Annotated in this window: 23 protein-coding genes; 6 read left to right on the top strand and 17 right to left on the bottom strand. The window is 69.9% G+C overall.

Features of this window, described 5'->3' with window-relative positions:
- Positions 1-74 precede the first annotated feature (74 nt).
- From M8542_RS21140 to M8542_RS21090, 11 genes are all read right to left on the bottom strand, one after another.
- The gene (locus tag M8542_RS21140; RefSeq protein WP_257921929.1) at positions 75-1556 is read right to left on the bottom strand and encodes a right-handed parallel beta-helix repeat-containing protein; all 1482 of its coding nucleotides are present in this window, start codon (positions 1554-1556) and stop codon (positions 75-77) included.
- Between the two features lie 639 nt (positions 1557-2195).
- The gene (locus M8542_RS21135; RefSeq protein ID WP_257921928.1) at positions 2196-3512 is read right to left on the bottom strand and encodes a glutamate-1-semialdehyde 2,1-aminomutase; all 1317 of its coding nucleotides are present in this window, start codon (positions 3510-3512) and stop codon (positions 2196-2198) included.
- A 5-nt stretch (positions 3513-3517) separates the two neighbouring features.
- Positions 3518-4066 (bottom strand): dTDP-4-dehydrorhamnose 3,5-epimerase family protein, encoded by a 549-nt coding sequence (locus tag M8542_RS21130; RefSeq protein WP_257921927.1) that lies wholly within the window; start codon positions 4064-4066, stop codon positions 3518-3520.
- Positions 4063-5247, bottom strand: coding sequence for a polysaccharide pyruvyl transferase family protein (locus M8542_RS21125; RefSeq protein WP_257921926.1), 1185 nt, complete (start codon positions 5245-5247; stop codon positions 4063-4065). Before M8542_RS21125 ends, M8542_RS21130 begins: the two co-directional genes overlap by 4 nt.
- Positions 5244-6188 (bottom strand): glycosyltransferase family 2 protein, encoded by a 945-nt coding sequence (locus tag M8542_RS21120; RefSeq protein ID WP_257921925.1) that lies wholly within the window; start codon positions 6186-6188, stop codon positions 5244-5246. The genes M8542_RS21125 and M8542_RS21120 overlap by 4 nt, the downstream gene beginning before the upstream one ends.
- Before the next feature lie 7 nt (positions 6189-6195).
- Positions 6196-7521: an MATE family efflux transporter gene (locus tag M8542_RS21115; RefSeq protein ID WP_257921924.1), complete on the bottom strand. Its 1326-nt coding sequence runs from the start codon at positions 7519-7521 to the stop codon at positions 6196-6198.
- A gap of 5 nt (positions 7522-7526) precedes the next feature.
- Positions 7527-8807, bottom strand: a complete 1281-nt coding sequence (locus M8542_RS21110) for a DUF4910 domain-containing protein (protein WP_257921923.1) — start codon at positions 8805-8807, stop codon at positions 7527-7529.
- Positions 8807-9826 (bottom strand): NAD-dependent epimerase/dehydratase family protein, encoded by a 1020-nt coding sequence (locus tag M8542_RS21105; protein WP_257921922.1) that lies wholly within the window; start codon positions 9824-9826, stop codon positions 8807-8809. The genes M8542_RS21110 and M8542_RS21105 overlap by 1 nt, the downstream gene beginning before the upstream one ends.
- 4 nt (positions 9827-9830) lie before the next feature.
- Positions 9831-10478 carry a PIG-L deacetylase family protein gene (locus tag M8542_RS21100; protein ID WP_257921921.1) on the bottom strand — a complete coding sequence of 216 codons (648 nt, stop codon included), beginning with the start codon at positions 10476-10478 and terminating at the stop codon, positions 9831-9833.
- Complete coding sequence (locus M8542_RS21095; RefSeq protein ID WP_257921920.1) at positions 10475-11266, bottom strand: sugar phosphate nucleotidyltransferase; 792 nt, start codon at positions 11264-11266, stop codon at positions 10475-10477. Before M8542_RS21095 ends, M8542_RS21100 begins: the two co-directional genes overlap by 4 nt.
- A gap of 1 nt (position 11267) precedes the next feature.
- Positions 11268-12500: a class I SAM-dependent methyltransferase gene (locus M8542_RS21090; protein ID WP_257921919.1), complete on the bottom strand. Its 1233-nt coding sequence runs from the start codon at positions 12498-12500 to the stop codon at positions 11268-11270.
- A gap of 198 nt (positions 12501-12698) precedes the next feature.
- Here M8542_RS21090 and M8542_RS21085 point away from each other — a divergent pair, with 198 nt between their 5' ends.
- Positions 12699-13067 carry a YrdB family protein gene (locus tag M8542_RS21085; protein WP_257921918.1) on the top strand — a complete coding sequence of 123 codons (369 nt, stop codon included), beginning with the start codon at positions 12699-12701 and terminating at the stop codon, positions 13065-13067.
- 43 nt (positions 13068-13110) lie between these two features.
- Here M8542_RS21085 and M8542_RS21080 read toward each other — a convergent pair whose 3' ends face one another.
- From M8542_RS21080 to M8542_RS21070, 3 genes are read right to left on the bottom strand one after another with little or no spacing between them, the layout of a single operon-like run.
- A complete protein-coding gene (locus M8542_RS21080) occupies positions 13111-13983 on the bottom strand; it encodes an LLM class F420-dependent oxidoreductase (protein WP_257921917.1) in 873 nt (290 codons plus the stop codon).
- Complete coding sequence (locus tag M8542_RS21075; RefSeq protein ID WP_257921916.1) at positions 13980-14855, bottom strand: LLM class F420-dependent oxidoreductase; 876 nt, start codon at positions 14853-14855, stop codon at positions 13980-13982. The genes M8542_RS21080 and M8542_RS21075 overlap by 4 nt, the downstream gene beginning before the upstream one ends.
- Positions 14856-14895: 40 nt before the next feature.
- Positions 14896-15864 (bottom strand): YncE family protein, encoded by a 969-nt coding sequence (locus M8542_RS21070; RefSeq protein WP_257921915.1) that lies wholly within the window; start codon positions 15862-15864, stop codon positions 14896-14898.
- Positions 15865-15996: 132 nt separating this feature from the next.
- Between M8542_RS21070 and htpX the strand changes: the two genes are divergently transcribed.
- The 3 genes from htpX (at position 15997) to M8542_RS21055 (ending at position 19381) form a co-directional block, all read left to right on the top strand.
- Positions 15997-16848: a zinc metalloprotease HtpX gene (gene htpX / locus M8542_RS21065; protein WP_257921914.1), complete on the top strand. Its 852-nt coding sequence runs from the start codon at positions 15997-15999 to the stop codon at positions 16846-16848.
- A gap of 126 nt (positions 16849-16974) precedes the next feature.
- A complete protein-coding gene (locus M8542_RS21060; protein ID WP_257921913.1) occupies positions 16975-18069 on the top strand; it encodes an LLM class flavin-dependent oxidoreductase in 1095 nt (364 codons plus the stop codon).
- 1 nt (position 18070) lies between these two features.
- Complete coding sequence (locus M8542_RS21055) at positions 18071-19381, top strand: NtaA/DmoA family FMN-dependent monooxygenase (RefSeq protein WP_257921912.1); 1311 nt, start codon at positions 18071-18073, stop codon at positions 19379-19381.
- Here M8542_RS21055 and rfbA read toward each other — a convergent pair.
- Together rfbA and M8542_RS21045 are read right to left on the bottom strand one after the other, a co-directional pair.
- A complete protein-coding gene (rfbA, locus tag M8542_RS21050) occupies positions 19378-20253 on the bottom strand; it encodes a glucose-1-phosphate thymidylyltransferase RfbA (protein WP_257921911.1) in 876 nt (291 codons plus the stop codon). The two genes, M8542_RS21055 and rfbA, sit on opposite strands and share 4 nt — an antisense overlap.
- Positions 20254-20306: 53 nt before the next feature.
- The gene (locus M8542_RS21045; RefSeq protein WP_257921910.1) at positions 20307-21443 is read right to left on the bottom strand and encodes a sialidase family protein; all 1137 of its coding nucleotides are present in this window, start codon (positions 21441-21443) and stop codon (positions 20307-20309) included.
- Between the two features lie 186 nt (positions 21444-21629).
- On the opposite strand from M8542_RS21045, the gene M8542_RS21040 reads away from it, so the two are divergent.
- Positions 21630-22298, top strand: coding sequence for a hypothetical protein (locus tag M8542_RS21040; RefSeq protein ID WP_257921909.1), 669 nt, complete (start codon positions 21630-21632; stop codon positions 22296-22298).
- A gap of 84 nt (positions 22299-22382) precedes the next feature.
- Positions 22383-23177, top strand: a complete 795-nt coding sequence (locus tag M8542_RS21035; protein ID WP_257921908.1) for a hypothetical protein — start codon at positions 22383-22385, stop codon at positions 23175-23177.
- Between the two features lie 107 nt (positions 23178-23284).
- On the opposite strand, the gene M8542_RS21030 is transcribed toward M8542_RS21035, so the two are convergent.
- A complete protein-coding gene (locus tag M8542_RS21030; RefSeq protein WP_257921907.1) occupies positions 23285-23776 on the bottom strand; it encodes a YajQ family cyclic di-GMP-binding protein in 492 nt (163 codons plus the stop codon).
- Positions 23777-23878 lie beyond the last annotated feature (102 nt).

Raw genomic sequence — 23878 nt, 5'->3', positions numbered from 1 at the left:
TGGCAGCAAGGAAAACGGTCACGCAGGAATCGTGCGGCGGCGAAAAGTGTCGGACCCCCTCGGCAAGCTCGTGATCAGCAGCCGGCGGTCCCGCCGTCGAACGAAGAGCACTCGTCCTGCGAGTAGGGCTCCGCCCGCCAGCCCGCAGCGTCGACCGTCCTGGAGGTGTCATGCACGACGAAGGTCCACGGCCCGGCATAGACGTTGTCGTGCCAGCGGTTGCCCTGCCGGAAGGTGATCGCCTCCTGGACGACGGCGCCCTTGTAGGGCGACCAGTCCGGGAAGGTCCCGTAGTTCGACAGCAGCGCCATCCGTCCGCAGAGGCTCGTGCAGCCGACCCGCCCGGGATCGAACCGGAAGGTGTTCCCGTGCACCTCCACGCGCTGGGTCTTCCAGCGGCAGTCGTCGTACGCCGGTGGCTTCTCGATCGTGCCCGCGACGCACGAAGACTTCGAAGCCACTTTGGTGCAGTAGCCCGAAGACGTGTTGGCCGGGCTGGTGCAGAAGCGGTCTGCGTTCTCCCACAGGGTGATCCCGGCCCAGTTGTCCTCGAAGGTGTTCCCGCTGACGTCGATCGACGACGTCCGCGCCGGCACGCGCGGTTCACCGCCGGACTCGGACAGGTACACCGTCGCGGCCGGGAAGTTGTCGCCGCGCGAGGCGAACGCGCGGCCCTGCACCAGCGTGTTGCCGCGGAACGTGTTGCCGCGGAGCACGAGGTTGTAGCTGGTCTCGTAGAACAGCGCCTCGGCGTCGTTGGCCTCGAACAGGTTGTCCTCGACGAGGAAGTCGTTGTTGTTCGTGTCGGCCCAGAGGCCGGCGCCGTGGTTGCCGTGCACCCAGTTGCCGGTGATGTCGGCACCGTTCACGGCCCAGAATTTGGCGCCGCCGCTGCAGCCGCAGCCCGGCACCTTGGTCTCCCAGTCGCCGGTGTTGTTGCCGGTGATCTCGTTGTCCGCCAGCACGAGCCCGGTGATGCCGTCGCCCGCCTGGTAGGCGTTGAGGCCGTACTGGCCGTTGTTCCGCAGGCAGCTGTGCCGGATCACCTGGCCGGCGCCGGCCATCAGGCCCGCGCCCGCGTTGTCTTCGATGGTCGTGTTCTCGATGAGCCAGCCGTCGCCGGAGTCGTGGTTCACGACGCCCTGGTCCTGCAGCGCGGCGAACCCGCGGACGGTGAGCCCGCGCAGCTCCACGTTCTTGGCCCGCTGGGTGAAGGCCGCGCGGTTGACGCCCCGGCCGTCGACGACCGCGCCCGGCGCGCCGAGGTAGACGTCGCCGTCCTTCGGGACGACCTGGCCGAACTCGTCGGTGCCGAGCGTGTGGGTGCCGGGCCGGAGCCAGAACGTCGTGCCGGGCGGGTTCGCCGCCGTCTTGGCCGAGAGGTCTCCGTCGACGCCCGGATCGACGGAGACGGCCCCGGGTGGCGCTTCCTCGTACGCGGCGGGCTGGTGATCGCACACCGGCCCGGGCCCGTCGGCGGCCCGCGCGAGCGCCGGGCACACCACGGCGATCAAGAGCGAGCAAGCACCGACGAGAACCGCGCGAGATCTGCCCATGGCAGGAAGTTACGCACGGACGGGCCGGAAAACAGTCACCCTCAAGTGTCCTCATCGGACCCAAGGGGTGAATCCGGCCCGTCCGGGGGAGAGGGAGCGGCCGGCTCGCGGGGAGGGGCGGTGGCGGGCTTGCCGTGGCTGGGGAGTGCGGCCGGTGGGCTGGGCTCGCGGGGTGTGGTGGGGTCGCGCTCGCTGGGTTCGCCGGGTGTGGTGGCGCGCTCGCTGGTGTTGCCGGGTGTGGGAGGTGGGCTGGGCTTGCCGGCCGGGGTGGTGGTGGCGCGCTTGCTGGTGTTGCCGGGTGTGGGAGGTGGGTTGGGCTTGCCGGCCGGGGTGGTGGTGGCGCGCTTGCTGGTGTTGCCGGGTGTGGGAGGTGGGTTGGGCTTGCCGGCTGCGGTGGTGGTGGCGCGCTCGCTGGTGTTGCCGGGTGTGGGAGGTGGGCTGGGCTCGCCGGCCGCGGTGGTCGCCCGCTTGCTGGTGTTGTCGAACGTGCGCGGTGAGGTCGGCTCGCCGGTCGGTGCGGTGGCGGTGCGCTCGCCGGTGTTGCCGAGCGCGGCCGGTGAGGTGAGCCCGCTGATGAGCGTCCTGGAGCCGGTCGGCCGGCCGGGCAGTCTTCCCCGGCCGGCCGGCCGTGCCCTTCGCTCAGGCGTGCTTGCGGAACACCGGCTGCACAGGGCGCCCGCCCATCCACGGCGCCGGGTCGTTGGCGTCGAGGGCCTTGCGGTACACCGTGCAGGCCTGGGCGACGACGTCGATCGTCTTGTCGATGTCGGCGTCGGTGAGCGCGGCGCTCACGACGAACGACGGGCCGAGCACGCCACCGCTGATCAGCTCCCGCAGGAACAGCGTCCGGTACGGCTGCGACGGCTTGCCCTGCTCGTCGAGCGTGCCGAAGACCAGGTTGCTGGCCCGGCCGCGGACGACGACGTGGTCCCCGACCCCGATCCCGGCCGCCACTTCGCGGACGCCGGCGGCCAGCCGGTCGCCGAGGGCGTGCAGCCTGCCGATGACGTCCTCGTCGCGGTAGACGTCCATCACCGCCATCGCGGCGGCCAGCGAGTGGGTCTCGGCGCCGTGCGTCGTGGAAAGGAGGAACACCCGTTCGCGGTCGCTGCGCAGGCCGCCGATCTCCATCAGCTCCCGCTTGCCGGCCAGCGCGGAGACGGCGAAGCCGTTGCCGAGGGCCTTGCCGAACGTCGAGAGGTCCGGCGTGACGCCGTAGAGGCCCTGCGCGCCGTGGGCCGACCAGCGGAAGCCGGTGATCATCTCGTCGAAGATCAGCACGACGCCGTGCCGCGTCGCGAGCTCACGCAGGCCCTGCAGGTACCCCGGCGGCGGTTCCACCGCGGCGGCCGGCTCCAGGATCAGGCACGCGATCTCGCCCTCGTGGCGCTGCAGCAGCTCCTCCGCGGCTTGCAGGTCGCCGTACGGGAAGGACACCGTCATGTCGGTCGTCTCGTCCGGGATGCCCGCGTTCATCGGTGTGGTGCCGATGAACCAGTCGTCGGTCGAGAAGAAGGCGTGGTCGGCGCACTTGGCCACGAGCCGGCGCCCGGTGGCGGCGCGGGCCAGCCGGACCGCGGCCGTCGTGGCGTCCGAGCCGTTCTTGGTGAACTTCACCATGTCGGCCGTCGGCACGTTCTCGAGGAACCGCTCGGCGGCCTCGGCTTCGATGATCGACGGGCGGATGAAGTTGCTGCCCTTGTCCAGCTCGTTCCGGACCGCTTCGAGGACCCGCGGGTGGGCGTGGCCGAGGCTGACGGCTCTCAGCCCGGAGCCGTACTCGACGTACTCGTTGCCGTCCACGTCCCAGACGTGGCCACCGCGGCCGTGGGAGATGACCGGAGCCAGCTCGAAGGGATACTGGTCCGAGCCCTTGGCGTAGGTGTGGGCGCCGCCCGGGATGACCCGGTGCAGCCGCTCGTTCGCCGCCGTGGAGTGGGGCAAGTTCGTTCCCATGGAGGTCACCTCGTCGGTTTCAACGCCTCTCCGAGAGACGGCGCGCGTTCGTCCCGGTCACTGACCATTGTGACCGACAGTGGCCACGAAATGTCCAATTCTGGGTCTTTGTACGAAATTGTGATGTCCTCGGACGGATCGTGCGCCCGGTCAATACGGTACGTGACATCCGAAGGTTCCGTGAGCGATTGGAATCCGTGCGCGCACCCCGCGGGGATGTACACGGAAACCTGCGTGTCGCCGGAAAGCTCGAAGGTTTTGACATTGCGGAATGTCGGCGAACCCGGTCGGAGATCCACGACGACGTCGAAGACCGCGCCGTGCGAACACCGGACCAGCTTCGCCTCGCCGGCCCCGCCGCGCAGGTGCATCCCGCGCACGACTCCCTTGCGGGAGCGGGAAAGACTGTCCTGGACGAAGCCGTCCGGGTCGATGCCCACCGAAGCGACGACGTCGCGGTCGAACGTCCGGCTGAAGAAGCCGCGCTCGTCGCGGTGCGGCGTCGGCTCGAACAGGTACGCGCCCTCGATCTCGGGCACCGGAATGGCCTTCATCGCCCACCCCCGAAGAGGGCCGCCGAAAGGGCGGCGAACTGGTCCTTGAGCCGTTGCGCGTTCATCTCGTTCCGTTCCAGGAGCGTCTGGCGCAGTTCCGCCGAACGGTTCTCCAGCTCGGTGAACTGCTCGACGAGCCGGTCGAAGCCGACGGTCTTCGCCCGCTGGGTGAACCCGGCCAGGCCCAGCTCGGCCATCAGCACGTCGTTCTTCGGCGCGTACCCGATCGCGACGGTCGGTTTCGCGACCTTCAGGGCGCAGAGCACGTTGTGATAGCGCGTGGCCACCACGCTGTCCACCGAAGCCATTTCGTGCATCAGCTCGTCCAGGGTCTCCGCCGAAGCCGCCGTCACCAGCGGGGAAGCGGTCTTCTCGAGGATCTCGTCGACGACCTGCCGGTCGATCTGGTCACCGATGAACAACCGGACGGGTCTGCCCTGGTCAACGAGCCAGCCGACGAACCGGTTCATCGTGTCCACGTAGTGGCGGTAGATGCGGTCGCCGTCGGCGCGGTCGTCGTTGCCGCCGTAGTAGGCCATCACGCCGACGCCGACGGTGCCCGGCGTGCCGTCGGCGGCCGGGGTGGGGAGGGAGAACGCGAGGTCGGGGTAGACCTCGTCACGGCTGGTGTCGACACCCATGGCGCGCATGGCGTCGCGGGAGATGTCGTCCCGGTAGGAGCGGTAGGCGGCGAGACGGCCGGACCAGCGGACCAGCGTCCGGGTCGCCCGGGCGCTGATGTGGTTCGCGCCGACGCACACGAGCGCCACCTTGGTGCCGAAGAGGCGCCCGGTGGCGGAAAGGAGGAAGAGCGAATACGGGAAACCCCAGGGACGCAGCGGAAGCGTCGCTTCGAGGACACCCATGCCGGGCACGATGACGACGTCCTGCTTGCGGACCCAGGCGGCCGTGCGGCCGATGTCGACCAGCTTGCCGAGTCCCTTGAGGACGATCGACCGGAGGCCGGACGCCGTCTCGTACTCGGCCTGGTTCCAGTGCAGGGGCGTGGTGTCGACGCCGTACCGCTCGCGGACGATGTCCGGGCCGCCCACCAGGCCGGTCAGGACGGCGTCCGGGTACTCGGCGCGCAGGTAGCCGAGCACGGCTTCGAGGGAGCCGTCGTTGCCGAGGTTCCCCGAGCCGAGGAGGCCGAACACGCCGACGCGCGGGGCACGCTTCACGCGAGCCTGCCTTCCCGGCCGGCCACGATCGTGTTGACCGTGGCGACGTCGGAGGCGGTCGGGGCCCGGTCCTCGACGCGCTCGCCGTGGCCGGAGCGCGCCCGGTTGGTCAGCCAGGCGCCGAGGTGCCCGAAGCACTCGCGCTTGTCCGCGGCCGAGATCGGCGCGCGGCGGATCAGGTCCGCGAACCCGTAGACGTACTCGCCGAGCAGGCGGACGGTGGGGTTCCGGAGCCGGTTCGCGCGCCGCGGGTCCAGATTCGCGCACCGGCTCCGGATGGTCGGGTTGGCCCGCTCCGCGCGGCCGGGGTGGTCGCGGCGGAAGTAGAGCAGCTCGGGCACCTGGTGGAACGGGCCGTGGAGGGCCATTTCGGCCGAGTACGTGCGGTCGGCGTGGTGGTAGCTGTCGAGCGGCTTGACGCGGCGGAGGACGTCGGCGCGGATGACGCCGTAGAAGTCGTCGCCGCCGGGCTCGAACAGGACGCTGCGGAAGCGGTCCGGCGCGTGCGGCGACGCCGTGTCCAGCGTGTACTCGAGCGGCTGGACGATGCGGCCGTCGCCGTCGATGATCGCCTGGTCGCAGTGGGCCAGGATGATCCCGGGGCGCTCGTCGAGGGCCTCGACGCACCGCTTGAGCAGGTCGCGGGCGTAGAGGTCGTCGTGGGAGACCCACTTGAACAGCTCGGTGCGGGACACGTCGAACACGTAGTTGTGGTTCGGGGTCGCGCCGATGTTCTTCGGCTGGCGCACGTAGCGGATGCGGGAGTCCTTCTCCGCGTACTGGCGGCAGATCTCGTCGGTGCGGTCGGTCGACGCATTGTCCGAAATGACCAGCTCGAAGTCTTCGAAGGTCTGGCCGAGCAGGGCGTCCAGTGACTCGGCGAGGTACTCCTCGCCGTTGTACACCGGGAGGCCGAGGCTCAGCCGCGGGACGGTGGTCATGGAGTCCTCATTCCTTGATCGGCTCTTTGATCGGCTCGAACACCACGGTGGGCTCGTCGGCGCCCGGCGGCACGTACTCGCGCAGCCCGATCCGCAGCTGCAGCCACCAGACGACCGAGCCGCCGAGGGTGGCCGTGGCGACCCCCCACGCGGACCCGGCGGCGCCGCCGAGGAACGCGCCGGTGATGCCGAAGGAGACGTAGAACAGGGACGCGACCAGCTGCGAGCGCAGGCTCCGCTTGGCGGCGCCCAACGCGCGCAGACCCGCGGCCGCGCCGGTGGCGAAGCTCGCGCCGACCACGGCGAGGGTGACCGGGAGGATCAGCGGGGACGAGGAGTCCCACACGTCACCCATCACCCAGTGGCCGGCGCTGTCGGGCAGCAGGAGCAGCAGACCGAGGCCCCAGCACAGCGCGGCGGCGGCCTGGCCGCCGCCGAGGATCACGCAGAAGTGCTTCAGCCGGTGCGGCGCCCGCTGGAGCACCCGGGCGCCCTCGGCGACGGTGACCAGGGACAGCCCCATGAGCAGCGCCAGGAACGGGCCGAGGAGCTGTTCGGCGCCGCGGACCGCGCCGACGGCGGTGATGCCGGCGATGGCGCCGAGGCCGTACGCGCGCAGCTGGGACGCGCCACTGTTGCTGACGTTCTCGACGAGGTAGCGGACACTCAGGTCCCGCTGGGAGCGGAGCCAGCCGACGAGCTCCCGCGGGTGCGGGAGGATCCCGGTCTGGAACCAGCCGTAGCCCGCGGCGAGCGCGGCCGCGATGCCCCAGGCCAGCACGAAGGCGACGACCGTGCCGATCCGCCCGGCGATGAACAGGGCCGGGACCAGGGCGACGCCGCACACGAGGTCGTTGAAGAACGCCTTCTTCCCCTGTCCGCGGGCGAAGAACGCGAAGCGCCAGGCGTCCTGCAGCAGCAGGCCCGGCATGACGACGGCGAGCGCGACGAACGCGTTGCCGAGCGGGCCGCCCGCGGCCAGCCCGGCGATCAGGCTGATCAGCCCGGTCGCGCAGCCGACGCCGATCGCGGTGCCCGACGCGCTGGCCACGCCCACGCGCCAGCGTTCCTCCGGCACCGCGCTGAACCGCACCATCATCGGGTCGGTGGCCAGGCCGCGGGAAACGTTCAGCACGACGCCGTAGGTGACCCACACGAGGCTGAAGATGCCGAACGCGAACGTCCCGAGCTCGCGGGCGACGTACAGGCCGACGGCGAAGTTGGTCAGGCTGGACACCGCCTGGTCGCCGAGGCCCCAGCTGAGCCGTCCGGCCATCGCGCGGACCGCGCCCGACCGGAAGATCGAGCGCGGGGCACGGCGATGGTTGGCCACGTCGCTCACTCCTTGACCAGACCGGCGTCGTGCAGGGCGCGGGCGGCGACGTCGACGATGTCGAACGGCAGGCCGGCCCGCTCGGCGATGTCGAGCAAGCTGTGCGAACCGTCGGAGAGGTTGAGCACCCACAGCATCGCCATCTGGGCCTGCTTGGCGTCGCTGCGGCCGCCGAGGGAGTCGTAGAGGCCGCGCTTGCCGAGCTGCGGCTCGCCGTACGGGCTGAGGTTGACGTAGCGGCGGTTGCGGTCCAGGACCCCGAAAGCGTCGCGAAGCGCGCCGAGCGTGTCCTCCATGGCCGCGGGTGACACGAAACCCGGGTTGTCCGCCGAAGTGTGGTACTCCGGGTAGCCCGCGTACGGCGTCCGGGTCAGGGAGCCGACGCCGAGGTTGAAGCCCGGCGAGCAGAACTGGCGCTCGTCGTAGCCATACGGCGAGAAGTCGACAACTCGATGCTCGCGCGACTTCAACACGTGCTGCATGACCCGGTCGATCTCGGCGTCGTCGCGGCGGGACTTCTTGTACGTCAACGATCCCGGGTCGCCCGCGCACGCCAGCACGAGGCCATGACGAACCTTCTCGATCCGCGAGGCGTTGCGCGCGAGCCAGGTGATCGAGCCGATCGTGCCCGGCATGAACAGGAACCGGTAGGTGTAGTGCGGGTCCGATGAGGCGAGCTGCTGCGCCAGCGAGATCGCCACCGCGATGCCGGCGAGGTTGTCGTTCGCCAGCGAAGGGTGGCAGATGTGGCACGACACGATGACCTCGTCGGTGACCCGCCCCGGCACGACGTGCTCGCCGTAGGTCAGCGAGCCGTCCGCCAGGGTCGAGTCGATGACGACGTCGTAGTCGCCGTCCGGCAGCGCGTCGAGCTTCTCCTGCGCGAGGCAGAACCCCCAGGCCGGCGCGTAGTAGCTGGTCCGGTAGGGCACCCACGACGGCTGGTCCGGCAGCGTGTGCAGGTGCTCCCGCAGCTCGCTCAGCGGCATCCGCTGCCGCACCGGGACGCTGTACCCGACGACGTGCAGGTTCGACTCCTGGAAGTCGATGACGCGCTCACCGGACGGAGCGGCGACGTACGCGTCCCGGATGTTCCACTCCTGCGGAATGGTCCAGTCCAGCACCGCCGTCCCGGTCGGCACCTCGTGCCGCTCCAGCTCGATGTGCTCACCGATGATGTCCAGGGTCTGCCGCACGCCGTCGCCGGTGATGCTGCGGCAGATCGGGTACAGCCGCTCGACCAGGGCGTGCAGCTCCGCCCCCGTCCGCAGCTGCCGGCCCGCCACTAGCGCCGCCGCATGGTGTCGTCGATGCGGCCGGCTTCGCCTTGGCTCTTCAGCCAGGCGAGCCGCGTGAACAGCTGCTGGAACGACTCGCGGGTCAGCCCGAACTTGCGGTAGGCCTCGATGAGCTCGACGGCGCCGTCCTTGACCGACCACTCGCAGGCGAAGCCCGGGATGGCCGCGCGGAAGCGCGAGAAGTCGACGCGGTAGGAGCGCGGGTCGGCGCCGGCCTCGCCGGTGATGTTCAGCGTCGAGCCCGGCACGGCCTCGACGACCTCCTGGGCGATCTCGGCCACGGTGACGTTGTTGTCCTCGGTGCCGATGTTGAACGCCTTGTTGTGCACGGCCTCCTTGGGCGCGGACAACGCCGCCGTGAACGCGCGCGCGATGTCCTGGGCGTGCACCAGCGGCCGCCACGGCGTGCCGTCGGAGAGCACCAGCACCTCGCCCGACAGGTGCGCGTGCGCGGTCAGGTTGTTCAGCACGATGTCGCCGCGCAGGCGGGGCGAGTAGCCGAACGCCGTCGCGTTGCGCATGTAGACCGGGGTGAAGTCGTCGTCGGCGAGCTCGTGGACGTCGGCCTCGACACGCACCTTCGACTCCGCGTACGGCGTCACCGGCCGCAGCGGGGCGTCCTCGTCGACGAGGTTGTCGCCGCCGGCGCCGTACACCGAGCAGGTCGACGCGTAGAGGTACCGCCCGACGCCGGCCTCCTTCGCCAGCTTCGCGAGCTTCACCGACGCGTGGTGGTTGATGTCGTAGGTCAGCTCCGGCGCGAGCGAGCCGAGCGGGTCGTTCGACAGCGCGGCGAGGTGGATCACTGCGTCGAAGCCCCGGACATGCGAAAGCGTGACGTCGCGCAGATCGACGACCTGGCCTTCCGGGTCGGCCGGGGCGGGGCCGAGCAGGCAGTCCTCGAACAGCCCGGAGTCCAGGCCGACGACCTCGTGACCGGCGGCGGCGAGCACCGGGGCCATCACCGTCCCCAGGTAGCCCTTGTGCCCCGTCAGCAACACCCGCATCGGATCAGCCCTTCAGGTCGAGAGTGAGTTTCTTGACGAAAAACGCTTCGGCGTACTTCGCGGCCGCTTCGATCCCGCGGATCCGGGCCAGGCCGAGGAACGCCTCGCGGTCGTACCAGGGCCGGTGCCGTTGCGACGCGTAGTGCGTCTGCAACAGCCGGACCTTTTCCTCGGCGACGTCGTCGTCGAGCGGCTGGTAGACCGACGGGCTGCCGAGGTCGCCGTCCCACTTGACGATCTCGTAGCCCAGCGCCAGGTGGTCGCGGAAGGCCGTCGGGACCAGCTTCGCCAGCCCGCGGTGGTCCTGGTGGGCGTCGTCGGTCCGGGGCGCCAGGATGACGTCCGGGTCGGTCCGCCGCCGCAGCTCTTCGAGGGCGTTCTTGGCCTCTTCCCAGTGCGCCGGGAACCGCCCGTCGGGCAGCTTGAGCACCGTGACGTCGACGTCCGCGCCCGGGCAGAACGCCGCCAGCGCCGCCCGCTCCTCATCCTCGCGCGGCGTGCCGCCGCCGGAGAGGACCAGCGCGTCGACCCGCAGCCCGGGCCGGCCGGCGCAGAGCGTCAGCAGCGTGCCGCCAGCGCCGATCGCGATGTCGTCGCAGTGCGCGCCGAGCGCGACGACGCCGCCGAGCCGGCCCGGCCGCAGGCCGATCACGCGATGCTCGCGGTGGGGCGCTCCCAGAGCGCCCAAGGCTTCTCGCCGTGGGTGTAGGCGTTGTCGAGCGCCGCCCGCTCCTTGACGGTGTCGGTCGGCTTCCAGAAGCCGCGGTACGGGTAGGCCAGCAGGCGGCCGCGCTTGGCCAGCTCGGCGCAGCCGTCGGCGACCAGGTCGCCGTTCTCCGGGATGTGGTCGAACACTTCCTGCCGCAGCACGAAGTACCCGCCGTTCTCCCAGAGCGGCATTTCGCTGACCGCGGTGATCGAGCCGACCATGCCGCCCTCGTCCATCTCCACGCAGTGGAACGACGACTGCGGCGGCACGACCATCATCGACGCGCCCGCGTCGGTGTTCGAGAACCGCTCGATCATGTCGGGCAGCGGGACGTCGGAGAGGACGTCGGCGTAGTTCGCGAGGAACATCTCGTCGCCGTCCAGGTACTCGCGGACCCGGCGCAGCCGCTCGCCGATCGGCGACTCGATCCCGGTCTGCACGAAGGTGATCGTCCAGTCCGCGATGTCGGTCGACAGCAGCTCCGCCTTGCCTCCCCGCAGGACGAAGTCGTTGGAAATGGTTTCCTGGTAGTTCAGGAAGAAGTTCTTGATGTGCGCCGCGCCGTAGCCCAGGCACAGGATGAACTCGGTGTGGCCGAAATGCGCGTAGTAGCGCATCACGTGCCAGATGAGCGGTCTCGGTCCGACCATCGCCATCGGCTTGGGGACGTCGTCGGCCGCGCCGTTGCGCATCCGCATCCCGTAGCCACCGCAGAAGAGGACGACCTTCACTTCACTGCACCTCGACGATTTCCAGGCGGGGGATGGGGAACACGAGCTTTCCGCCCCACTCACCCACGAACGACAGCTGTTCGGTCAGTTCCTCCCGGAGGTTCCACGGGAGGACGAGCACGTAGTCGGGCCGGTCGGCCTCGATCCGCTCCGGGGGCAGCACGGGAATGCGCGTGCCCGGGGTGAACCGCCCGTGCTTGTACGGGTTGCGATCGACCGTGTACTGCAGCAGGTCCGTCCGGATGCCGCAGTGGTTCAGCAGGGTGTTGCCCTTGCCCGGGGCGCCGTAGCCGACGACGGTCTTCCCGTCGTTGCGCGCCTCGATGAGGAACTTCAGCAGGTCCAGCCGCACGCGGGTGACGCGCTCGGCGAACTCGGTGTACCCGGACAGCTCGTGCAGCCCGGCGGCCTTCTCACGCTCCAGGACGTCGGTCATCCGCTCGCTGGGCTCGCCGGCGACCTCGGCCGGACGGGCCCAGAGCCGGATCGAGCCGCCGTGCGTCGGCACGAGTTCGACGTCGACCACGGTCAGGCCGCCGGTCGCGAGCGCGCGGCGCGCGGATTCGACCGTGTAGTACTGGAAGTGCTCGTGGTAGATCGTGTCGTACTGGTTCTTCTCGATCAGCGTGAGCAGGTGCTGGACCTCGATGGAGACCCAGCCGTCGTCGGCGACCAGCGCCCGCAGGCCCTTGGTGAAGCCGAGGACGTCGGGGATGTGCGCGTAGACGTTGTTCGCGGCCACGAGGTCCGCGGGGCCGTGCTCTTCACGCACCTGGCGGCCGGTCTCCTCGGAGAGGAAAGCCGTCAGGGTGGGCACGCCGGCGTCACGCGCCGCCTGCCCGACGTTCACCGAAGGTTCGACGCCCAGACACCGGATGCCGTGCCCGACGACGTGCTTGAGCAGGTAGCCGTCGTTGCTGGCGACCTCGACGACGAACGACTTCTCGCCGAGCCCGAGCCGCTCGACGGCGCCGTCGACGTACCGCTTCGCGTGCTCGACCCACGACGTCGAGAACGACGAGAAGTAGGCGTACTCGGTGAAGGTGTCGTCCGGGTCGATCAGCGGGGGGATCTGGGCGAGCCAGCACTCGGTGCACACCTTGAGGTGGAGCGGGAAGGTGGCCTCCGGCTCGTCGAGCTGTTCGGCGGTCAAGAATCGCTCACACGGGGGAGTGGCCCCGAGGTCCACCACGCTGGCCGTGTTTGTCGAACCGCAGAGTCGACATGTGGTCATCTACCAGGCTCCTTGGCTCGCGGTCGCGATGTGCGCTTAACACGTCGAGCAGGGGCGGATCGTCGTTACAACGCCGCGTCGTGGCTTGGTGGACCGATTCGGAACCGCAACCTGAGCCGGTGAAGTGTGCCGGAGATCACCATCCGTGCCCGTCCGGACCCGTAACGTCCACTGTGGACGCGGTCCTAGGCTGGCCGGATGACTTCGGAGCCGACTCCCCGCCTGAGCGGGGTCGCGGGTGTGGTGCTGACGATCCGCTTCCTGACGGAGCTGGCGCTGCTGGGCGGTTTGGCCCTGGCGGGTACGCAGATCGGCGGTGGAGTCGCGCTGGCGATCGTCGACGCGGTCCTGCTGCCGGTGGTCGCGGCGGCGATCTGGGGCTTGTTCATCGCGCCGCGCGCTCGCCGCCGGCTCGGCGAACCGGCCCGGTTCCTGGTGGAGTTCGCCCTCTTCGCGGCGACCGGCGTGGTGTTGGTGCTCGTCGGCTGGGTGGCCGCGGGGATCGCGCTGGCGGTGGTCGGCATCGGCATCGCCGCGCTGACCCGCGTCGTCGCGAAGGACAGCTGAACCGCAACTGCCCCCGCGAAAGTTCGCGGGGGCAATTTGCGGTTCAGAATTTGCCGGTCACCGGGATCACATCGGTGGCGAACCGCTCGATCACGGCGGGGTCCGGCACCCCGGGCACCCAGCCGAGCACGGCGTCGACGCCCAGCCCGGCCAGCCGCTCCAGCTCCTCGAGCAGCTCGCCGGTCTTCTCGCCGGCCGAGCCGGTGTCCAGCCAGAGCGCGACCGTCTTGGTGATCTCGGCGTAGTCGCGGCCCTCGGCCTCGCAGTGCGCCTTGAGCACGTCGAGCTTGTGCGCCAGCTCGGGACCCGCGATGAGGTTGCACATGTCGCCGTACTTCGCGACGAACCGCAGCGTCTTCTTCTCGCCACCGCCGCCGATCATGATCGGCGGGTGCGGGGCCGACAGCGCCTGCGGCACGTTCAGCAGCCGCTGTGCCGACACGTGCGTGCCCTCGAACCCGTAGTCGTCCGACGACCACATCTGCCGGACGTACCGGAGCGCGTCCTCCAGCTGCTCGAAGCGCTCCTTCGTCGCGGGGTAGCGCATGCCCAGCCCGCGTGCCTCCTCCTCGTTCCAGCCGGCGCCCAGGCCGAGCACCGCCCGGCCGCCCGAGAGCACGTCCAGCGTCGTGATCGCCTTCGCGAGCAGGCCCGGGTGTCGGTAGATCACGCCGCTGACCAGCGTCAACAGCTTGACCCGCGACGTGTGCGCGGCCAGGAAGCCGAGCGTCGTGTACGCCTCCAGCATCTCGTGCTCGGGCGGTCCGTAGCGCGAGATCTGGAAGAAGTGGTCCATCACCGACAGGTAGCCGAAGCCGGCTTCGTCGGCCGCGCGGGCCGCCGCGGCCAGGTCGGCGCCGAGGGCCGCCGGGCCGGCCGGGTACGTCTGCTGGGCGAGGTGGAGACCCAGTTTCATCCGATCTTCTCCGCGGCCGGGATGACGTCGGTGCCGAACTTCTCCAGCACCGCCGGGTTGTGGACGTGCGGCACCATGCCGAGCGCGACGTGGATCCCGAGCCCGTTCAGCCGCTCCAGCTCGGCCAGCAGCTCGCCGGTCTTCTCGCCGTTCTCCCCGATGTCGAGGATGTGGTAGACGGTCTTGGTGATCGAGTCGTAGTCGCGGCCCTCGTTCTCGCAGTGCTGCTTGAGGACGTCGAGCTTGTGCTCCAGCTCCGGGCTGTTGAACAGGTTGCACTGGTCGGCGTACTTGGCGACCAGCCGCAGCGTCTTCTTCTCGCCGCCACCGCCGATCATGATCGGGGGCCGCGGGTCCGAGAGCGCCTGCGGCACGTTCAGCAGCCGGGACGCGTCGAAGTGCTTGCTCTTGAACGGCTCGTCGCCCTCGGCCCACATCTGCAGGACGTACTGGAGGTTCTCTTCCAGCAGCTCGAAGCGCTCGGCGACCGGCGGGAACGGGAAGCCGAGCCCGCGGGACTCGTCCTCGTTCCAGCCCGCGCCGATGCCGAGGATCGCGCGGCCGCCGGAGAGGACGTCCAGCGTCGTGATCGCCTTGGCGAGCAGGCCCGGGTGCCGGTAGAGCACCCCGGTGACGACGGTGAGCAGCTTCGCGCGTTCGGTGTGCGCGGCGATGAAGCCGAGCGTCGTGTACGCCTCGAGCATGTCGTTTTCGACGGGGCCGACCCCGCCGATCTGGAAGAAGTGGTCCATCACGGCGATGGAGTCGAAGCCCGCCCGGTCGGCGGTGCGGACGACGGCGGCCAGGTCGGCGCCCAGTGCGGACGCCCCGTTGGGCCAGGTGAAGTCGGGGATCTGCAGTCCGAGTTTCATGCTTTCCGACCGTATACCTGGAGTTACCCCAGCTGCCCACCTAGAAATCGCGGATGACGGAAACCCTGCCGTGCAACGGATCCGTGACGAACACCGTGCGCGTGCGCTGGTCGACGGCGACGTCGCCGGGGTTCACGCCCAGCGACACCTCGCCGGTCAGCGTCCCGCTCCCGCCGTCGACCCGGCTCAGCCCGTTCTGCCCGCCGTTGGTGTAGACGGTGTTCGTGCCCTGGTGCACGGCCAGCGCCGACGACTCGCTGCGTAGCAACACGGTCTTGCGCTCGGCGCGGGTCGCCGGGTCCACAATGGACATGTGGTGGATGCCGGAGTTCGCGACGTACACCGACCCGCTCGCGGCGTGCACGGCGACGGCGGTCGGCTTGGCCCCGACCTTGACGCTGGCGACGAACTTCCCGCTGTCGGCGCTGAACACCTCGACCGAATCCGTCGCGGTGCTGGCGCAGTAGGCCAGCTTGCGGCCGGGGTCGACGGCGATGCCGGCGAGGTTCGGCTTCGGGCCCGGCACGAGCGCGGCGAGGGTGCAGCTGACGCCGTCGAGCACGGCGAGCGTGCCGGTGGCGGCGCTGGCCGCGTAGACGCGGTTGGCCTCCTCGTCGACCGCCAGCGCGGACGCGCCGGCACCCGCGCCGATCACGCTCACCAGGTCGTGGGTGTGCCCGTCCAGCACCACGACCGTGCCGGCCGGCGGGTTCGCGACGTAGATCCGGTTGGCCTTCGCGTCGACCGCGATGCCACCCGGCTCGCCGCCGACGTGCACCACCGCGCCGATCGAGGCGGCGCGCGGGTCGATCACCGACACCGTGCCCGACTCGGCGTCGGTGACGTAGGCGAGCCCGGTGACGGGATTCACCGCGAGCCCGCCGGGTGTCCCGCCGACCTCGACCGACCGGACGTCTTCGGCGTGCGCCACCCCGGGCAGGAACAGGGCCCCGGCGCCCGCCGTGACCAGGGCGAACAGTGTCCTCCGGCGTACCTGGCGACCTCGCATCGGCGCCTCCGCTCATGATCAGCTCGCCGGCCGAGCCTAACCCGCGCGATGATCAAGTGAAGGAACTTCGCGTCCCCCGATCGCGTTGTTTCGACTGGGTATCCCCTGGAGAGCGGACGGAGGCGAGCACGCGTGCACGGGCACCAGAACGGACTCAAGACGGCGATGCTGCTCGGCCTGCTGTCGGCGATCATCATCGCGATCAGCGGGCTCTTCGGCCGGGGCGCCCTGGTCATCGGCCTGGTCATCGCCCTCGGGATGAACGCGTTCGCCTACTTCAACTCGGACAAGCTGGCGTTGCGCGCGATGCACGCGCGGCCGGTGTCCGAGGTCGAGCAGCCCGCGATGTACCGGATCGTGCGCGAGCTCGCCCAGGTCGCCCGCCAGCCGATGCCGCAGCTCTACCTGAGCCCGACGGTCGCGCCCAACGCGTTCGCGACCGGCCGCAGCCCGCGGCACGCGGCGGTCTGCTGCACCACCGGCATCCTCGACCTGCTCGACGAGCGCGAGCTGCGGGCGGTGCTCGGCCACGAGCTGTCCCACGTCTACAACCGCGACATCCTGATCTCGTGCGTCGCCGGCGCGCTGGCCAGCGTGATCAGCGTGCTGGCGAACATCGCGCTGTTCTTCGGCGGCAACAACCGCGACGGCAGCCCGCTGGTCAGCCTGATGCTGGTCTTCGTCGGCCCGATCGCGGCCGCCGTCATCCGGATGGGTGTCAGCCGGTCGCGGGAGTACCAGGCCGACGCGTCCGGCGCCGAGCTGACCGGCGACCCGCTGGGCCTGGCCTCCGCGCTGCGGAAGCTGGAGGCCGGCACGCGGGCCCGGCCGCTGGTCGCCGAGCCGCAGCTGGTGTCGCAGTCACACCTGATGATCGCGAACCCGTTCCGCCCCGGCGAGGGCCTGAGCAAGCTGTTCTCGACGCACCCGCCCATCGCCGACCGCATCGCCCGCCTGGAAGAAATGGCCCGCCGCCAGTTCTGACCCAAGCGGCACTTTCCCTATGAAAGTGCCGCTTTGAAGCGCAAAGCGTAGCTTTCACGTGAAAGCGGCGCTTTTCCCAGCTGGTGGGAGGAGGAATCCGGGGCCTGGCCGCGGAGTTCTCCAGGCATGGTCTCCGCAGAGCTGCACCTGGGCGTCGCCATCGACGGGGCCGGGTACCACCCGGCCGCGTGGCGGGTCTCCGCGGTCGAGCCCGCCGCGTTGTTCACCTCCGGTCACTACCTGAAGTACGCGAAGCTCGCCGAAGCGGCTTCGCTCGACTTCGTGACCCTCGACGACTCGCTGGCGCTGCAGTCCGGGGGCGAGGGGGTCGTGCGCGGCCGTCTCGACGCGCTGCTCACGCTGTCCGCCATCGCGGCGGGGACCAGCCGGATCGGCCTGGTCCCGACCGTCACGACCACGCACACCGAGCCGTTCCACGTCTCGACGTCGGTCGCGACCCTGGACCACGCGAGCCACGGCCGCGCGGGCGTGCTCGCGGTGCCGTCGCTGACCGACGCCGAGGCCGCGCACTTCGGCCGCCGCCCGGCGCCGTCTCCGGCGGACGGAGAGGCGGAGACCACCGAGGTCCTCGACGTCATCAGCCGGCTGTGGGACAGCTGGGAGGACGACGCGATCGTCCGCGACGCCGCCACCGGCCGGTTCATCGACCGGGAGAAGCTGCACTACGTCGACTTCGAGGGGCGCTTCTTCAGCGTGAAGGGCCCCTCGATCACGCCCCGCCCGCCGCAGGGGCACCCGGTGACCGCGGTCTACGGCGACTCGCCGCACGCGGTCGGCGCCGACCTCGTCGTGACCAAGGCGGACCACCTCGAGGCCGTGCGCGCCGCGGCCGTCCGGTTCCCCGGCGCGAAGGTGCTGGCCACGGTGTCGGTCGTGCTCGCCGAGACCGAGCAGGGCGCGCGCGACCGGCAGCGTCACCTCGACGCCCTGACGCCGTTCGAGCCCGAGGGCCTCGCGTTCACCGGCACACCCGCGCAGCTGGCCGCCGAGCTGCCGCGCTGGGCCGCCGAGACCGGCGTCGCCGGCTTCCACCTGCGGCCCGCCGTACTGCCTGACGACCTGGACCTGCTGGTCGGCGAGGTCGTCCCGGCCCTGCGCGCGGCCGGCGCGTTCCGGACCGCCTACCGCGGTGAGACGCTGCGGGAGCACCTCGGCCTCGGCCGCGCCGTCAACGCCTACGCCGTCACCCCGGGAGCGTGAGATGACCAAGCAGATCAAGCTCGCCGCGCACTTCCCCGGCGTCAACAACACGACGGTGTGGAGCGACCCGGCGTCGGGCAGCCAGATCGACTTCGCCTCCTTCGAACACCTCGCCCGCACCGCCGAGCGCGGCAAGTTCGACTTCCTCTTCCTGGCCGAGGGCCTGCGGCTGCGCGAGCACGCGGGCAAGATCCTCGACTCCGACGTCGTCGGCCGCCCCAACACGACCACCGTGCTGGCGGCGCTGGCCGGCGTCACCACGCACCTCGGCCTGGCCGGCACGCTGTCCTCGACGTTCAACGAGCCCTACGAGGTGGCCCGGCAGGTCGCGAGCATCGACCACCTGTCCGGCGGCCGGGCGGCGTGGAACGTCGTGACGTCGCCGGACGCGTGGACCGGCCAGAACTTCCGCCGTGGCGGCTTCCTCAAGCGCGAGGACCGCTACGCGCGGGCCGAGGAGTTCCTGGCCACCGTGCGCGAGCTGTGGGACAGCTGGCAGCCCGGGACATTGGTGGGGGACAAGGAGAACGGTGTTTTCGCGCGGGACCCCGGCAAGTTCGTCCACAGTGGACCGCAGTTCGACGTCCACGGCGAGTTCACGCTCCCGCGCACCCCGCAGGGGCAGCCGATCGTCATCCAGGCCGGCGACTCCGACGAAGGCCGCGAGTTCGCCGCGAAGACCGCCGACGTCATCTTCAGCCGCCACGGCACCCTCGAAGACGGCCAGGCGTTCTTCCACGACGTCAAGCGCCGCCTGGCGACCTACGGCCGCGAGCCCGGCGAGCTGCTGATCATGCCGGCCGCGACGTTCGTCCTCGGCGACACCGACGCCGAAGCCGAGGAGCACGCCCGGGAGATCCGGCTCCAGCAGGTCCGCCCGGCCACCGCGATCCAGTTCCTCGAGCAGGTGTGGAGCCGTGACCTGTCGGGCTACGACGTCGACGGGCCGCTGCCCGACATCGACCCGGACCCGGACGCCGAGCCGCTGACCTGGGGGCGCGTCCGGCACGAGAAGGACCCGGTCGCGACCGCGCGCCGGTGGCGGGCGCTCGCGGAGGAGAAGAAGCTCTCCATCCGCGAGCTCGTGATCGAGGCCACGGCCCGCCAGCAGTTCGTCGGCACGCCGTCGACGGTGGCTTCGACCATCGACGACTACGTGCAGTCGGACGCCGCCGACGGCTTCGTGCTGGTGCCGCACCTGACCCCCGGCGGACTCGACGAGTTCGTCGAGAAAGTCGTCCCCCACCTGCAGGAACGCGGGGTCTTCCGGACCGAGTACACCGGCACGACGCTGCGTGAACGGCTCTTCTAGGCGCCCGCGGCGACGGCGACTGCCTTCACGTAGTCGCCGTAGCCCGACTTCGCCAGCTTCTCGCCCAGCGCGTAGCACTCGGAAGCAGTGATGAAGCCCATCCGCAGCGCGATCTCCTCGAGGCACGCGATGCGGACGCCGGTGCGGTGCTCCAGCACCTGCACGAACTGGCCGGCTTCGAGCAGCGAGTCGTGCGTGCCGGTGTCCAGCCAGGCGAAACCGCGGCCGAGGTCGACCAGCGACGCCCGGTCCTGCCGCACGTAGGTGAGGTTGACGTCGGTGATCTCCAGCTCGCCGCGCGGCGACGGCGACAGCGCGCGGGCGATGTCGACGACCTCGTTGTCGTAGAAGTACAGCCCGGTGATCGCCTTGTTCGAGCGCGCCTTCGCGGGCTTCTCCTCGATGGAGACCAGCTTGCCGTCCGCGTCGACCTCGCCGACGCCGTAGCGTTCCGGGTCCTTGACCGGGTACCCGAACAGGACGCAGCCGTCGAGGTCGGCGACCGCGGTCTGCAGCCGCCCGGAGAAGCCCTGGCCGTAGAAGATGTTGTCGCCGAGCACGAGCGCCACGTCGTCGTCGCCGATGAAGTTCGCGCCGATGACGAAGGCCTCGGCGAGACCGTTCGGGCTGGGCTGCTCGGCGTAGGAGAACGAGACGCCGAACTGGTCGCCGTTGCCCAGCAGCCGGCGGAACATCGGCAGGTCGGCGGGGGTGGAGATGATGAGGATGTCGCGGATCCCGGCCAGCATGAGCACCGAGATCGGGTAGTAGACCATCGGTTTGTCGTAGACGGGCAGCAGCTGCTTCGACACCGCCTGGGTGATCGGGTGCAGGCGTGTCCCGCTGCCTCCGGCCAGCACGATGCCCTTCATTGACCGCCTCCTAGAAATCCGTCGTCGGCCCCACCCTACGGGCCGAGAGGGGTCTAGAAGACCTGTCCCTTGCCGAAGTAGGCCTTGCAGCCGAGGTTGTACTCGGTCGCGATCTCCAGCACGTTCTTGCCGCCGTCGACCGGTAGCAGCGTCGAGGAGTAGTTGGGGCAGAAGTTGTTGTAGATGCCGGTGATGTGCACCGGGGCGGGCAGCTCGTACCAGTTGCCGCTGCCGAAGTTGTCGTTGGCCAGCAGGACCTCGCCGTTGCCGGGCTGCGGCTGGCCCTTCGCGTTGGTGTAGATCTGCCCGACCATGACGATCCGGACGCCGTTCGGGCCGCCGGGGAACAGCGTGATCGTCTGCGCGTGCTGGAAGTAGTTGCCGTTCGCCGTGTTCACCCGGGTGCCGGGGTCGGTGGGGCTGCCCCAGTTGGCGCCGTCGGGCGAGATCTTGAAGTACGGGTCGCAGTAGCGGTCGCGGAAGTTGCAGATCTCGTAGGCGAAGTAGTACCGCCCGTCGGGCAGCCGGCGGATGATCGGCATGCCCGGGCGGACGCGGTCCGGCGGGATGGCCAGGGTGAGCTGCTTGGTGCCCCAGGTGACGCCGTCGGTGGAGGCGACCCGGTTGAGGACCTGCGCGTACTTCGGCGCCTGCGTCTCGTCGGCGAAGTGGAGCCAGAGCGTGCCGCCGGCGTCGACGGTGAACTCGGGCTCCCAGATGCCGTCGATGTTGTGCGAGCGGGCGGCTTCGGACAGGAAGACCCAGGTGCGGCCGCCGTCCTTGCTGGCCCAGACCTTGATCCCGACGCGCCGCTGCGCGCCGGCGTCCTGCCGGTAGGAGGCGGCCCACAGCAGGGTGCCCGCGCGGAGCCGGCCGACCCGCTGCGGCAGCTCGTAGACGGTGCCGCAGCACATGCCGTAGCGGCCGTCGGCGTCGCGGATCGCGCCGATCTGGTGGAACGACGCGCCTTCGTCGGTGCTCTCCATGATCGGCGTGAACTTGCCGCTGGCGTCTTCGCTGGTCAGGGAGGCGATGATGCGGCCGCGGCCGAAGATCGAGTGTTCGAGCCGGATCAGGCGGGGGTACGAGCCGTAGCCGGGCAGGAGCTGCCGGCGCTCGGCGGCGCTCGCGGGGGTCAAGGTCGTGCAGACCACGGTGAGTGCCAGCACCAAGGCGAGCAAACGGCGCATCCTGACCCTCTCCACGCGGTGACCGCGCGATTACAGCACGTCTTTTGCGGTTGCCCGGAGCGGTCACGCCGTGCGTCGCACGTTCGGGAGGTTTGGATCGCACCAATGGGTGATCGCTCACGTAACGCTTCGGCAAAGTCCGTCGAAAGATCACCAGAGGACCGGCGGTGGTCCTGAGGGGGAACGATGAGAGTCCGGCTGTCCTGCTTGCTGGTGTTGGTGCTGGCGTCCGCGTGCGCGCCTCCGGTGGGGTACGGCGTGATCGTGCCCGCGACGGCCGGTTCGGCTGTCGCACCGCCGGCTCCGTCGTCTTCGGCGGCGCCGGTGCCGCGGGAGGTGCCGACGGAGACGCACACGGGCAAGGGCAGCGGCGAGTTCGTGACCAGCTGGCCGGCCGACCAGCTGGGCTTCTTGAAGTTCGACTGCCCGAAGTGCTCGGCGAACGTGATCCTCGACACCGACGGCGGCGAGCACGGCCTGGTGAACGCGATCGGCCCGTACCAGGGCACGACATGGCTGAACACGTACCCGGCCCGCCCGACGAAGCACGTGACGGTCCACGCGAACGCCGCCTGGACGGCGACAATCACGGACTACCGGGCCCTCCCGATGGCGTCGGCGGGCCAGCCGTCTCCGGGCAAGGGCGACGGGGTGCTGCGCATCCCGGCGGGGGTGACGAAGGTCAAGTTCACGGCGAAGACGCGGGGTCACATCGCGCTGTGGATCCAGTCGGACGAGGACCAGGACCTGCTGCTCAACCAGATCGGCGACGTCGAGGTGGAGCGCGACGCGCGGGGGCCGGCGTATCTGAAGGTGGAGGGTTACGAGGCGAGCTGGACGCTGACGCCGTCCTGAGCGGGCACCCTGGTTGCTGCTTCGCCACGTCACAGAACGGCAACACTGTGTAACGTGTCGAGGGGATGATGTTATCTGTCACTCATGAGCGATGACCCGAAGAGCAGGTCAGGCAAAGAGTGTTTCGTCGTCTGCCCGATCGGGCCGGCCGGTTCGGACATCAGAAAGCGGTCGGACCAGGTCTACCGGCACATCATCAGCCCGGTGGTGGAAGAGTTCGGATACTCGCCCCAGCGCGGGGATCTGATTGAACAGTCGGGGCAGATCACGACCCAGCTCATCGACAAACTGCTGAATGCCGACCTGGTGGTGGCGGACCTGACCGATCAGAATCCGAATGTGTTCTACGAGCTGGCGATCAGGCACGCGGTTCGGAAGCCGTTCGTGCACCTGATGGCCCACGGCCAGATCGTGCCGTTCGACATTCGCGGGTTCCGCACCATCCTGGTCAACCACCGGGACCTCGACTCGGTCTTCGAGGCGAAAGAGCAGCTCAAGGGCATGCTGCGGACGATCGAGTCGGGCGCTCCGGTGGAGACGCCGGTGACCTACACGATCGACCTCCAGCAGCTCCGCCACTCCGAAAATTCCGAGGCGCGCGGGATTGCCGACATCATGGAGGAAATGCGCGCGATCAAGAAGTACGTGCAACCCACGCGTCGCCGTCCGAATATGGATCTGATCACACTGCGGCGATTCGTCGAGCGGTTGGGCGAAGCCGGCAGGCTGCAGTGGGCTGATCGAGATTTTCTCGTCACGTCGGAGACGACAAAGGCTCACGATGAGTGGGTCGACAAGGCGATGATCGGTGCCGACCCCTGGGGTGCGGCCCCGCCGCCCTCGGGCGGCGCGTTCGCAGATGACGAACCGCCGTTCTGATGCGACTCCAGATCTGCCGGTGCGCGACGCATGGATGCGGCTGATCGCGGCGACCGAGTTCCGGCGGACACCCGGTAACCGAGTGCCCGCCGGTCAACGACAGAGAGTCACCGGTAGTTGGTGAACTGCAGCGCGATCTCGAAGTCCTTGCCCTTGAGCAGGGCGATGACCTCCTGCAACTGGTCCTTCTTCTTCCCGGACACCCGCAGCTGGTCGCCCTGGATCTGGGCCTGGACGCCCTTCGGGCCTTCGTCGCGGATGAACTTCGCTATCTGCTTCGCCTTGTCCGAGGCGATGCCCTGGAGGATCTTGCCGCCGATCTTGTACGCCTTGCCCGACAGAGCCGGCTCGTCCGCTTCGAAGGCCTTCAGGGAGATGCTGCGCTTGATCAGCTTCTCCTTGAACACCTCGACCGCGGCCAGCGCGCGCTCCTCGGTCTCGGACTCGACCGTGATCGCTTCCTCGCCCGCCCAGGCGATCGTCGTGCCCGTGCCGCGGAAGTCGAACCGGGTGCCGAGCTCCTTGCTCGCCTGGTTCAGTGCGTTGTCCACCTCCTGGCGGTCGACCTTGCTCACGACGTCGAAAGAGGGATCCGCCACGTGTCCTCACACCTCGTACTCGCTTGTCAGGGGCCACCCAGCCTAGCCCCGGGTATCCCGGTTGACCCCCGCCGGGAGCCGTTCGGTAAGCTTCTCCCCGGC

The sequence above is a fragment of the Amycolatopsis iheyensis genome (assembly GCF_024703995.1).
GTDB lineage: Bacteria > Actinomycetota > Actinomycetes > Mycobacteriales > Pseudonocardiaceae > Amycolatopsis > Amycolatopsis iheyensis.
The sequence above is the reverse complement of the archived record's forward strand: the minus strand, read 5'-3'. Positions and strand labels throughout refer to the sequence as shown.

What these genes read in the sequence shown, in the direction of transcription:
- M8542_RS21140 (WP_257921929.1), bottom strand. Translation starts at nt 1,556, where the DNA reads ATGGGCAGATCTCGCGCGGTTCTCGTCGGTGCTTGCTCGCTCTTGATC.
- M8542_RS21135 (WP_257921928.1), bottom strand. Translation starts at nt 3,512, where the DNA reads ATGGGAACGAACTTGCCCCACTCCACGGCGGCGAACGAGCGGCTGCAC.
- M8542_RS21130 (WP_257921927.1), bottom strand. Translation starts at nt 4,066, where the DNA reads ATGAAGGCCATTCCGGTGCCCGAGATCGAGGGCGCGTACCTGTTCGAG.
- M8542_RS21120 (WP_257921925.1), bottom strand. Translation starts at nt 6,188, where the DNA reads ATGACCACCGTCCCGCGGCTGAGCCTCGGCCTCCCGGTGTACAACGGC.
- M8542_RS21105 (WP_257921922.1), bottom strand. Translation starts at nt 9,826, where the DNA reads ATGCGGGTGTTGCTGACGGGGCACAAGGGCTACCTGGGGACGGTGATG.
- M8542_RS21090 (WP_257921919.1), bottom strand. Translation starts at nt 12,500, where the DNA reads ATGACCACATGTCGACTCTGCGGTTCGACAAACACGGCCAGCGTGGTG.
- M8542_RS21085 (WP_257921918.1), top strand. Translation starts at nt 12,699, where the DNA reads ATGACTTCGGAGCCGACTCCCCGCCTGAGCGGGGTCGCGGGTGTGGTG.
- M8542_RS21080 (WP_257921917.1), bottom strand. Translation starts at nt 13,983, where the DNA reads ATGAAACTGGGTCTCCACCTCGCCCAGCAGACGTACCCGGCCGGCCCG.
- M8542_RS21075 (WP_257921916.1), bottom strand. Translation starts at nt 14,855, where the DNA reads ATGAAACTCGGACTGCAGATCCCCGACTTCACCTGGCCCAACGGGGCG.
- M8542_RS21070 (WP_257921915.1), bottom strand. Translation starts at nt 15,864, where the DNA reads ATGCGAGGTCGCCAGGTACGCCGGAGGACACTGTTCGCCCTGGTCACG.
- M8542_RS21060 (WP_257921913.1), top strand. Translation starts at nt 16,975, where the DNA reads ATGGTCTCCGCAGAGCTGCACCTGGGCGTCGCCATCGACGGGGCCGGG.
- M8542_RS21055 (WP_257921912.1), top strand. Translation starts at nt 18,071, where the DNA reads ATGACCAAGCAGATCAAGCTCGCCGCGCACTTCCCCGGCGTCAACAAC.
- rfbA (WP_257921911.1), bottom strand. Translation starts at nt 20,253, where the DNA reads ATGAAGGGCATCGTGCTGGCCGGAGGCAGCGGGACACGCCTGCACCCG.
- M8542_RS21045 (WP_257921910.1), bottom strand. Translation starts at nt 21,443, where the DNA reads ATGCGCCGTTTGCTCGCCTTGGTGCTGGCACTCACCGTGGTCTGCACG.
- M8542_RS21040 (WP_257921909.1), top strand. Translation starts at nt 21,630, where the DNA reads ATGAGAGTCCGGCTGTCCTGCTTGCTGGTGTTGGTGCTGGCGTCCGCG.
- M8542_RS21035 (WP_257921908.1), top strand. Translation starts at nt 22,383, where the DNA reads ATGAGCGATGACCCGAAGAGCAGGTCAGGCAAAGAGTGTTTCGTCGTC.